An 11,141-nucleotide genomic window follows, 5' to 3' on the forward strand; every position below is an offset into this window, starting at 1 on the left:
CCGCCGCCGCCCGCGCCCGGATCGGCGCAGGCCCGCGCCGACACACTGATCTACAAGGACAGCCGCCGCGAAATCGGTGGCCCGCTGTGGAAAAAGGCGCAGGGGCAATTGTCGCCCTCCAGCCCGGCGTTCATCACGCAACTGTCCTGCGCGCTGGGCGCCGCCATCTCGCCCGCCGCAACGCCCGCCACCTTCACGCTGGTCCGCCGCGCCGGCACCGATATCGCGCCCGCCATCGATACCGCCAAGAAATATTACGCCCGCCCGCGCCCGTTCACCACCGATGGCGGCAAGGCCTGCGACCCCGCATCGGCCGAAGGCAAGGGCAAGGAACGCGGCGCCAAACTCGGCTTCGCCTATCCGTCGGGCCATGCCGCCATCGGCTGGCTCTGGGGCATGATCCTGTCGGATGTGCGCCCCGAACGCAGCGCCGCCATTTTGAAATTCGGCCAGGAAACCGGCGATTTGCGCATGGCCTGCCGCGTCCACTGGCTCAGCGACGTTACCCATGGCCGCCTGATGGCAACGGCATTTTACCAACGCATCGCAGCCACCCCGGAATATCAGGCGGATGTGGAGCGGGCACGGTCGGAGATCGCGCTCGCCAAGGTGCCGGAGGGTTGCGGGGGCTGACATCCCCCCGCAACTCGCCTGCCGCTGTCTGCGCCCGGCCTGACTTCAGGCGACGCCTGCGAAGCGCAACAGATCTATCATCGTGAAGTCCTCGGTTGTCTTTGCCGGGTCGATGGTGGCCAGAAATGGTTCCCACTCCGGATCCTGCGACAGGTAGCTGGTGCGATCACCCTGCAACACGCCGATGAACACTTCGGCGACAATGCGCCCGCCCACCGCGCCCAGCCGCTCGCCGCTTGCCTGCACCGCCGCCTCGCGCAGGATGTAGAACCATAGCGGCGTGTGATCGTCCATTCCCCAGGGCTTCAGCATGGCAAGGTCCGCCGTGCTCAAGGCCGGCAGGTTCATTGCCGCTGCCACGCGCTGCCCTGACGGCAACGAAAAGGTCAGGTGCCGCAACAGGTTGCGCTGCGCCAGCGAACTGGGGTTGGTCCTGGCGTCGGGATTGGCGACCACCTTGGTGGGCAGGCGGAACAGCGCCGTCGACAACAGCGTGTCGATTTTCTTGTTCGGCCGGACATTGCCATCGCCGAAATCGAAAAACGTCGGCCAATCGATGAACCGCCGCTTGGCGCGACAGCCGCCAGTGAGATCGTCGGGATCGGTCGGGCTCGACGGCGATTCCTTGAAGATCATGGCGAAAAACGGGGTGTTGCCCGGATTGCCGGTGAAATTGGCCCGGTAACTCGGGCGCACCTGGCTATGGCCAAAGCGATAGGCGGCCACTGAAAACTCGACGGGGATGAACGGCTCGTTTTTCCATTTGTAGAATTTGCGGCCATTGCCGATCACATCATCGACCACGGTCTGGCCGCAGGTTTTCGGCAGAAACTCGTGCAGGATGATCCATTGGTAATGCCAGCGGACAATGCGCTGCGCTTCGCCAAACACCTCGCCGGGCGCGGTCAGATCAAGCTCGGCCTTGACATAGTCGACCACGGCATTGTGAAATTTGAGAAACGCGACCTGCAATTGCGACAGCACAACATTCTCGTCGTTGCGCGGATCGCCAAGCAGAGGCGTGAGCTGGGAATTGCGTGGCAGGTCCGGCTTGCCGCCCGGAGCGAGCTTTTCCACCAGGAACTTGATGCCCTGGCCGCCGATCTGGTCGTACAGATGCGGGCTGCCATTCGGCCCGGCGCCATAGACACTGTCAAGACCAAACGTCGGTGTGCGAAAGTTGGCGATCATCTCCGGATCGACCTGCCGCTCGAGGCTGGAGGTGATATCCAGTGTCAGGTCATGGTCGAGAAATTGCCCCAGAAAGGTCATGCCGGCAGTCAGTTTGGGGTTGTTCTGGTTGCCGGCCGACAGATTGGCATCGACGATCAACTGGACCGGGTCGGCAGCAAGATTTTCATTGGCGTCCATGATCCCGCCGACGGCGCCGATTTCGAGCAGCGATTTGCGCGTTTTCGGCGTGTCGCTGGCAAAGCCGGGCAACTTGCCGAACATTCGGCCAAATCGGCCTGAATCATGATATTTGGAGACCGGCGGAACGATATCCTGCGGATAGCTGCCATGTTTCGACATTGCACTCTCCTCGGTCTCTCGACCTGAGTCTGGACAAAACCTGGCGAAATCACCAAGCATTCCCAGCGTTGGCGCGGCCCAGACTGGAACAGTTTTCTTTGCAAGTCGCAATCACATGCGAATCTTGATGGCCCCATTCGTAATCGATACCGTCGGCCATTTGTATGAACAATACAAGTTATCTCCATAATTGCCGTATTGTCTTGAACGGTCACATGCCAAAACAATTCAAAACTTGGGTCTGATTGCCAATTTTTGAACGAAACGCTGTCAAATATTACAGAACGGTTTCAGCAGCTATTTCCAGCGGCGCTCAGCGCTTCGCGGCGAACCAGATGACGTGCGCGGCGCCCTTGCCGTTCTCGCGCGCCCGCACCCGCACTGTCTCGACCGCAAAGCCTGCACGCTCCATCCGCCGCGTGAAGGCGGGATCGGGTGACGCAGACCAGACGGCGAGCACGCCGCCGGGGCGCAGCGCCCGGTGCGCGTCGGCCAGGCCATGCTTGGTGTAGATGCCGTCATTCTCGGGCCGCGTCAGCCCGTCCGGCCCATTGTCGACATCAAGGAGGATCGCATCGAACATCGCCGCCGACTGCCGCATTGTCGCGGCGACATCGCCCATCGTCAGCGTCACGCGCGGATCATCAAGGCATCCGTCCGTCACCGCCGCCATCGGCCCGCGCGCCCATGCGATGATGCCCGGCACCAGTTCGACGACCGTCACCCGGGCGTCCGCCGCCAGCCGGCCAAGCACTGCGCGCAGCGTGAAGCCCATGCCATAGCCGCCGATGAGCAGATGCGGCGCCGCGTGGCCCGCCAGCCGGTCGCATGCCATGGTGCCAAGCGCGACCTCGGAGCCATGCATGCGCGTGCTCATCAACTCGTTGCGATCAAGCACGATCATGAAATCGTCGCCGCGTCGGAACAGCCGCAGCGGCTGCGCGCCCGGCACCTCGGCCACGCCGATGAGTTCACGCGGTGTCATCGGGCGCTGTCCGCCGGCTTCATCATGGTCAAATCTCCTTGCGCAGACGCCATGTCAGAAGCGGCGCCCCGGCACCAGCGCGCAAGTCCTTGGCCCAAAACCAGACGCCCACGAGTGTGCGCCGTCAGGCGACGGATCCCCGCTTTCGCGGGGATGACCGCAGGGAAGCGGGGCGGGTGCTTTCGCGGCCCGCCCCGTCACATCACGCGGTCACGCTCTGGTTGAACGGCGTGTCCTTGTCCGGGCGCATGTCGCCGGGCAGGCCGAGCACGCGTTCGGCGATGATGTTGCGCAAGATTTCGTCGGTGCCCCCCGCAATGCGCAGCCCGGCCGAGCCGAGATAGCTGCCTTGCAGCTTGGCCAGTTCCGGGTCGGCATCGGCGCCGGCAAGAAAGCCGTCACCGCCGGCCAGATCCAGCGCGAAGCTGGCGAGGTCCTGCATGGTCTTGGCGACGACCACCTTGGAAATTGACTGTTCCGGCCCCGGCATCTGGCCCTTTGACAGCGCCGACAGGGCGCGCATCTGGGTCAGCTTGATGCCCTGGTCGTTGATGTATGTCTGGGCGATTTTCTGGCGGACATCGCCGGCCTCGATCGCCGGCCCGCCCACGGGCGCCTCGACGGTGCGCGCCAGCTTCATCAGCGTTTCATAGCCCGGCGCGTTGCGCGGCTTGCCGCCGACGGCCAGGCGTTCGTGCATCAAGGTGGTCAATGCGACCTTCCAGCCATCACCTTCGGCGCCCAGCCGGTGGCTGTCGTTCACCCGCACGCCGGTGAAGAACACTTCGTTGAAGCCACTGTCGCCTGACATCTGCCGGATACCGCGCACTTCGACGCCCGGAGCCTTCATGTCGACGATGAACATGCTCAGGCCCTTGTGCTTGGGCTTGGACGGGTCGGTGCGGCACACGACGATACCGAAATCGGATGCGTGGGCAAAGCTGGTCCAGACTTTCTGGCCGTCGATCACCCATTCATCGCCGTCGCGCACTGCCTTGGTGCGGATGCCGGCAAGGTCGGAACCGGCAGACGGTTCGGAAAACAGCTGGCACCAGACTTCATCACCGACAAGCGCCTTGGGGACATAACGCTGGATGACTTCGGGGTTGCCATGGCTGAACACGGTGGGGATGCACATGCCAAGGCCGATGGAATACAGGCCCGACGGCGTGTGGAACCGGCTTTCTTCCTGGGAATAGATGATCGAATGCATGGGGCCGAGGCCCTGGCCGCCGAATTGCTTGGGCCAGGTGATGCCGGTGTATCCGGCGGCGTGCTTCTTGGCCTGCCACGCCTTGGAATGGGCGATGAAGTCCGGCAGCGTCGGATAGGTCACCGGCTCGCGATAATCGGCGGCGTTGGCCTCCATCCAGGCACGCACGGTGCTGCGGAATTCGGCTTCGGCGGCGCTGTCGTTGAAATCCATCTTTCCCACTCCTAAAACTCACGCGATCATGGCAGGCACGGCCGCGCCAATCACTGTGTCACGCCGTCGCTCGTTACGCCGCCGCGCGGTTGCGCTGTTCAAGCGCGCGCACCAGCCGGTCCGCCCACCAGCCGCGCGGGCCCAGCGCCGCCGCCGCCGTGCGCCCGCGCCGGTAATAAAACTGGCAATCGCTTTCCCAGGTGAACCCGATGCCGCCGTGCAGCTGCACCGCTTCCTCGGCGGTGTAGGACAGCGCATCGAGGCTGGCGACACGCGCTGCGGCTGCGGCCTGGCGCAATTCCGCGCCGTCGCTGCCGATCATGGCAAGGCCGTGCAGGGCATGGGCGCGCGCCAGTTCCAGCTTGATATACATGTCGGCGCACTTGTGCTTGACGCCCTGATAACGCCCGATGGTCTGGCCGAACGCCACGCGCGTCTTGGCGTATTCGACGGTCATCGCCATGGCGGCGCCGGTCGTGCCAATGGCCTCATAAGCCAGGATGACGGCGGCGCGGTCGAGCCAGTTCTGATAATCCGCCGCCGTGCCCAGCGGCTCGGCCGGGGTGCCGTCCAGCACCAGCCGGCCATGACGGCGCACCAGATCGAGCGTTTCGACCGTTTCCACCTTGGCATGCGCCAGATCGACCAGCCACAAGGATGCCCCGTCGGGACCGGCAGCGGCCACGACGGCGAGATGCGCGCCGGGCAGGTCCGGCACCGGCGCCTTGCTGCCCGTCAGCGTGCCGCCACTGGCCGCGATCGCAACGGTCGCCGGGTTGACGGCGCCGGGTTCATTCCAGGCCGGCACGGCGATGATGTCGCCGCTGGCGATGCCGGGCAGCCATTTGGCCTGTTGTTCCGGCGTGCCGGCGATCACCAGCGCTTCGGTGGCGAGCAGCGTCGAAACCAGCGGCACCACGGCAAGGAACTGCCCGGCGGCTTCGGCCAACTGCGCGGTTTCCTCGCAGCCAAGCCCCAGCCCGCCGTGTACTTCGGGCACGCGCGCGGCAGTCCAGCCCAGATCGGCAATCTCGCGCCACAGGGCGGCATCGAAATCAGGGGCGCCTGCGGCCATGGCGGCGCGCGCCTTTGCCGGTCCGGCGCGGTCGGCAAACAGCTTGCGGGCCTGTTCGCCAAGCGCTTTGGCTTCGTCGGAAAAATCGAAATTCACATGTGCCTCCCAAGGGAACCGTGCGTCACCTTACGCGGGCGTCAACCGTGCGCAACCTGCCTTTTTTGCCGTCAAAGCTTGTGGCGGGCCAGTGCGTCATAGGCCGGGCGGCAGGCATCGCGCACCCGCGCCGCTGCGCCGTCCAGCACCGGCAGCGGCGCCTCGGCAGCATCAAAGCCGGTGGATTCCAGCACGCGCCCATACCAGTGGCTGGCCCAGATGCCATCTGTGCCGCGCGGCCCCGCCGGCCACGCCAACATCGCCGGGTCCCAGCCGATGCCCAGCGCCGCGCACAGCCGGGCCAACACGCCCGCAGGGTCGGCCAGCACATCGGCGCTGTCCACCACCGGCGGCGCATGGCCCAGCGTGCCGGCCATGGACTCGAACCATTCCAGTTGCCGGTCATAACCCAGATGCGCCGCCGTCACCGTCTCGCGCTTGGCCGCATAGCTGGCAATCACCCGTTCCGGCGCGCGGATGAGGAATGCGTGCGCAAAGCCGGGAAAATCGCCAAAATCCACCGGGCCGACCATGTGGTGCGCCATATGCTTTTGATACCAGATCGGGCGCGTCGTTGGCCCGCAAAGGCTGCGCGCGACGCTGTACCAGTCACAGTCCATGCTGGCGATGACCGCGTCTCGCATCGGCTGGTCATCGCCGGTATCGCGCAAATAGCAGCCATAAAATGGCTCGTCGCTCACCACCGTATCGGCGCGGGCGCCAAAGCTGCGCATCATTGCCGTCGACAGGTTGCGCGGGCCGGACCACATGGCAATTCTAAGTGTCACGGAAGGCCGTGCCACAGGGCGATCCTGAGCGGCGCGTCAAACATCCAGGGGCCGCCCCCGCCCTGCCACATCACTGGCAATCAGCGCCCGGTACAGCCCTTGCAGCCGCTCCACCATCGGCCCCCGACCGTCCGTCAGCACCCGGCCATCGATGCTGCGCACCGGCACCACCCCGGCAAAGGTGCCGGTCACGAACGCTTCATCGGCGCCATAGACATCGGTGAGCGAGAAATTGCGTTCATGCACCGGGATGCCGTTCGCCTTGCACAGCGCCACGACATTGCCGCGCGTGATGCCGCCAAGGCAATAATCGCCTGTCGATGTCCAAACCTCACCTTTGCGCACGATGAAGAAATGCGTCGAATTGCAGGTCGCGACAAAACCGTGCGGATCGAGCATCAGCGCCTCGTCCGCCCCGGCCTGCGTTGCCTGGATGCAGGCGGTGATGCAGTTCAGCTTGGAATGCGAATTCAGCTTGGGGTCCTGCACATCGGGGTATCCGCGCCGCACATGCACGGTGAACAGCGTGATGCCGCGCTCCACCGTTGCCGGCAGCGGGTCCTTGTGCTCGGCGATGATCACGATGGTGGCCGGCGACACGACCACGCGCGGGTCCTGATAGGGCGTGGACCGAAGCCCGCGCGTCACCATCAGCCGGATGTGGCAGGCCTGCATGCCATTGGCGTCGATGGTGTCGAACAGCCGCTGTTCCAGTGCGGCGCGGCTGATGCCGATGTCCATGAAGATGGCTTTCGCCCCCTCCCACAGCCGGTCGAAATGCTGGTCCAGGAATGCGCAGCGGCCGGCATGGACGCGAATGCCCTCCCACACGCCGTCGCCCAGCATGAAGCCGCTGTCGAACACGCTGACCATCGCCTGGGCGCGCGGCAGCAGCGTGCCGTTCACATTGATGAGGATGGTCTCGTTGCGCGGATCATGGGCATGGTCATGCGTGCCCAGCGAAGTCTGTGTCATTTCTTGAACAGCGCGTCGGCAGCGCTGCGGAATTGCGCGGCCCCGGCGCGCTTGGCCCGGCTGCGCGCGGCTTCCGCCTCCAGCGCGGCAATGCGGTCGTCCAGCTCGGCAATCGACAAGCGGTCCAGGTCCTCGCGCGCCAGTTCGGCCAGCAGGTCGGTTTTCTTTTTCGGCAAGTCGGCTTCGTCAAACATGGCTGCAAACGTTGACCCCGGCGCGCCGCCTGTCAATATCGCCTGCATGACCATTCCCCAGTCCATGACCGCCATCGACCCCGCAGCACCCGGCGGTCCCGATGTGCTGCAACCCGTCATCCGTCCGGTGCCGGCGCCCGGCCCGGACGAAGTGCTGGTCAAGGTCGCAGCCGCCGGGGTCAACCGCCCCGATGTGCTCCAGCGCCTGGGCCTGTATCCGATGCCGCCCGGCACGCCGACGATTCCAGGGCTGGAAATCGCCGGCACCATCGTGGCGGTGGGCGACGGCGTGTCGCGCTGGCGCATCGGTGATACGGTCTGCGCGCTGGTGGCGGGCGGCGGCTATGCGCAATATTGCACCGCGCCGGCCGGGCAATGCCTGCCGGTGCCAGCCGGCATGGCGATGCAGGACGCCGCAGGCCTGCCCGAAACCTGGTTCACTGTCTGGTCCAACGTCATGGACCGCGGCCATGCCCGGCCGGGCGAGACAATGTTGGTGCACGGCGGCACATCGGGCATCGGCATCACTGCCATCCAGTTGACGCGCGCCATCGGGCTGCAGGTGATCGTCACCGCCGGCAGCGCCGCCAAATGCGCCGCCGCCCTGTCGCACGGCGCCGATCATGCCATCGACTATGCCGCGCAGGATTTCGTGGCCGAGGTGCAGCGCATCACGGCGGGGCGCGGGGTCGATCTGGTGCTCGACATGGTCGGCGGCGATTATGTGCCGCGCAACCTGATGTGCCTGGCGCCCGCTGGCCGGCACGTGTCGATTGCCTTTCAGCGCGGCTTGACTGCCGAGATCAATCTGGGCCTGGTCATGCGAAATCGCCTGACGCTGACGGGTTCGATGCTGCGGCCCCGCGACATCGCCTTCAAGACCACGATTGCCGAAACGCTCGAAGGCGTCATCTGGCCCGAATTCGAAGCCGGGCGGCTGAAGCCCGTCACCGACAGCATCTTCCCGCTGGCCGACGCCCCGCAGGCGCACCGCCACATGGAGGCCGGCGCCCATGTCGGCAAGATCGTGTTGATCCCCTAGCGGTCAAAATCTGACGCTCGGCACCCGTTGCGGCAAAGGCTGCTTTCGACCCAGTTCAAGCCGTTCGCCGTGCGGTGCATCGACGACAATTTTTTGCCGGAACCGGCCATCCTAAATTGGTTGAGCAACGTCGCACCTTCGCGCCCCATTGCGGTCGTCGGTAAGTTTGAAGGCGCGGCCCGGAAGCAATTGTCGCTTTGTCAGTCACCATCCAACCGACTAGCGACGGCAAAAGTGCCTGCAATCTTCGATTTCAGGCAGCGAACAGGAATTCCGTCCCGACGTAGGAGCGAATGATTTTATCGGGCATCACGCGCATCGCTTCCTCGATGAATACTTCACCCGTGCAATGCATCGGCAGGATGTAGCGCGGGTCGATGGCGGCAAGCTCGGCTACGGTTTGCCGAGCCTCAACCTCTGTGCGTGGCCGTACCAGATGAAAGCCGCCAACCACTGCGTGGACTTTGTTGATGCCTGATATCGCCTGGGCTTGCCGTATCGAGTTGATGACGCCGCGGTGGCTGCACGATGCAATTACGACAAGGCCAAGATTTTTAAGGATGTAGAAGGTCGCAAGCTCGTGTTCGCCGTCATCGGGAAGCAGGCCAAGGTCCCGCTTTGCCGGAGCCAGCCCTGCCTTGTCGCACCCTTTGCCGGGTCGCATCTGCGTCGGGATGGCCGCCCTTTCGAAGCTCTTCAGCGGAATGATGCCCGTGGTAAGCGCCTGTCCCATAATTACCGCCGGCGCGGCCGCCAGTCGCACGTCGAAACCGGCGCGCCGCAGCGCCGCGCGATCGAGCGTGCCCATCAGTGGCGGCGGATCGCCTATCATCGCGAGGCGTTCGCAAAACGCTTCCTCGCCGCCGACATAGAGCGGCATCCTGCGTCGCGAGGCGTCGCCGAAGAAGCCGGGAAAACCACCGTAGTGATCTAGATGGCCATGGCTCAGTACAGCGGCGTCGATGGATTGGGGATTGATGCTGAGCAGCGCGAGGTTATTGCGGACCGTTTCGGGGGAATAGCCGAAGTCGATCAGGACGGTCACCGTAACCCCCGCCCGGCGCGACTCCGTCAGCAGCGACAGGCCGAACTCTCCTGTCAACGCGCGAGGGGACATGACCGGTCGTCCGGCATCGACCCTGGCTTGGATAACCTTGAGACCGGGAAGCGTCAGGTCCGGCAGGAAGGGTCCGAAGGTTGCACTGTCGTCCAGAACGCGGATCGAGAGCGTGTCGACCTCGAATTCCAATGTCGCAGCTTTTGTCCGCGAGCACCCCAAAGTCGCAGATACTGCCAAGGTTGCGCCAAGGAACCTGCGCCGATCAAGCAGTGTGCTGCCGCAGAGATTGACGTGATCCATATTGCAGCTCCCGCTATACGCTGGTCGATTGTAGCTCCGCGAGGCTCAACAGCAAAGGAGCGAGAGCTTGTGCCTCAGGATCGGAAAGCTTTGGCCGTTGAACCAACGTGTTCGAAAGGGTTGGCAACGATCCCCGCGATGGCAACGCTGCGATAGAACAGTTCGAAACCCGTTTATCCGGGCACGATGCAACGCTGTCCATTCGACGATTGAGCACGAGGGCGAATTTCGGGTCGTACCGTAAGCTGCCCTTGAGCGACCATTCCCGGAATGGCGACTAAGTCCCAGTTCCCGTTATTCGCAGACCCATCAGTTGGGAACCCAGCGTCAGGTTTTGACCATTAGCTGACAACCCCGCGCGGCGCGAAGCGCATGTCCTGCCATTCGCCGCTGTCCAGCACCGCCCTTAGCGCCGCCGCCGCAGCACCGACATCGGCAAAGCGCGTCGTCAGTGCCGGGAAGCCGAAGCGCATCCGGTCCGGCGGGCGGAAATCGCCGATGACGCCGCGCGCGATCAACGCCGCCATGACGCGGCGGCCGTGCGGGTGGTGCAGCACGATCTGGCAGCCGTGCCGGCCTGCCGGCGGCAGTTCGGCAGTGATGCCCGGCAGGCCCGCCGTCAGCGCAGCGAACACCCGCACCAGCGCCCGCGACTTGGCCTCGGCCGCGCGCATGTCCACGCCGGCAAAGGTGGCAATGCCGGCCTCCAGCGCGCGCATGGCCAGGATCGGCGGCGTGCCCACCAGCAGGCGCGCGACACCGCTTGCGGGCACATAATCGGGCGCAAAGGCAAAGGGCGCGGCGTGCCCCATCCAGCCGGTCAGCGGCGGCGCCAGCGTGTCCCAATGCCGGCGCGCGACATAGGCAAAGGCCGGCGCACCCGGCCCGCCATTCAGATATTTGTAGCCGCAACCCACCGCCATGTCGGCGCCGTCATCATCCAGCGCCAGATGCAGCGCGCCGGCAGAATGCGACAGATCCCACAACGTCAGCGCGCCCGCCGCCGTCGCCGCTGCCGACATCGCCGCCATGTC

The 11,141-nt window shown here is 64.9% G+C and carries 11 protein-coding genes; 2 read left to right on the top strand and 9 right to left on the bottom strand.

Features of this window, described 5'->3' with window-relative positions:
- On the top strand, window positions 1–633 hold a 633-nt coding region (locus RMQ73_RS05110), incomplete at its 5' end, for a phosphatase PAP2 family protein (RefSeq protein WP_310496984.1).
- A 45-nt stretch (window positions 634–678) separates the two neighbouring features.
- On the opposite strand, the gene RMQ73_RS05115 is transcribed toward RMQ73_RS05110, so the two are convergent.
- The 7 genes from RMQ73_RS05115 to RMQ73_RS05145 form a co-directional block, all read right to left on the bottom strand.
- Window positions 679–2,088, bottom strand: coding sequence for a heme peroxidase family protein (locus RMQ73_RS05115; protein WP_310496985.1), 1,410 nt, complete (start codon window positions 2,086–2,088; stop codon window positions 679–681).
- Between the two features lie 391 nt (window positions 2,089–2,479).
- A complete protein-coding gene (locus tag RMQ73_RS05120; RefSeq protein ID WP_310496986.1) occupies window positions 2,480–3,151 on the bottom strand; it encodes a spermidine synthase in 672 nt (223 codons plus the stop codon).
- Window positions 3,152–3,353: 202 nt separating this feature from the next.
- Entirely contained in the window at window positions 3,354–4,577 is a 1,224-nt protein-coding gene (locus RMQ73_RS05125; RefSeq protein ID WP_310496987.1) for an acyl-CoA dehydrogenase family protein, read from the bottom strand.
- Between the two features lie 73 nt (window positions 4,578–4,650).
- Window positions 4,651–5,748, bottom strand: a complete 1,098-nt coding sequence (locus tag RMQ73_RS05130) for an acyl-CoA dehydrogenase family protein (protein ID WP_310496988.1) — start codon at window positions 5,746–5,748, stop codon at window positions 4,651–4,653.
- Between the two features lie 71 nt (window positions 5,749–5,819).
- Entirely contained in the window at window positions 5,820–6,551 is a 732-nt protein-coding gene (locus RMQ73_RS05135) for an HAD family hydrolase (protein ID WP_310496989.1), read from the bottom strand.
- Window positions 6,552–6,572: 21 nt separating this feature from the next.
- Window positions 6,573–7,511 carry an aminotransferase class IV gene (locus tag RMQ73_RS05140; RefSeq protein ID WP_310496990.1) on the bottom strand — a complete coding sequence of 313 codons (939 nt, stop codon included), beginning with the start codon at window positions 7,509–7,511 and terminating at the stop codon, window positions 6,573–6,575.
- Window positions 7,508–7,705, bottom strand: coding sequence for a DUF1192 domain-containing protein (locus tag RMQ73_RS05145; RefSeq protein ID WP_310496991.1), 198 nt, complete (start codon window positions 7,703–7,705; stop codon window positions 7,508–7,510). Before RMQ73_RS05145 ends, RMQ73_RS05140 begins: the two co-directional genes overlap by 4 nt.
- A 46-nt stretch (window positions 7,706–7,751) precedes the next feature.
- Here RMQ73_RS05145 and RMQ73_RS05150 point away from each other — a divergent pair, with 46 nt between their 5' ends.
- Entirely contained in the window at window positions 7,752–8,747 is a 996-nt protein-coding gene (locus tag RMQ73_RS05150; protein ID WP_310496993.1) for an NAD(P)H-quinone oxidoreductase, read from the top strand.
- Window positions 8,748–9,000: 253 nt separating this feature from the next.
- On the opposite strand, the gene RMQ73_RS05155 is transcribed toward RMQ73_RS05150, so the two are convergent.
- On the bottom strand, window positions 9,001–10,107 hold the full coding sequence (locus tag RMQ73_RS05155; protein ID WP_310496994.1) for an MBL fold metallo-hydrolase: 1,107 nt from the start codon (window positions 10,105–10,107) through the stop codon (window positions 9,001–9,003).
- 341 nt (window positions 10,108–10,448) lie between these two features.
- Window positions 10,449–11,141, bottom strand: a 693-nt coding sequence (locus RMQ73_RS05160) for an aminotransferase class V-fold PLP-dependent enzyme (RefSeq protein ID WP_310496995.1), incomplete at its 5' end; no start/stop codon positions are given.

This window comes from Sandarakinorhabdus sp. (assembly GCF_031430775.1).
Taxonomy (GTDB): domain Bacteria; phylum Pseudomonadota; class Alphaproteobacteria; order Sphingomonadales; family Sphingomonadaceae; genus Sandarakinorhabdus.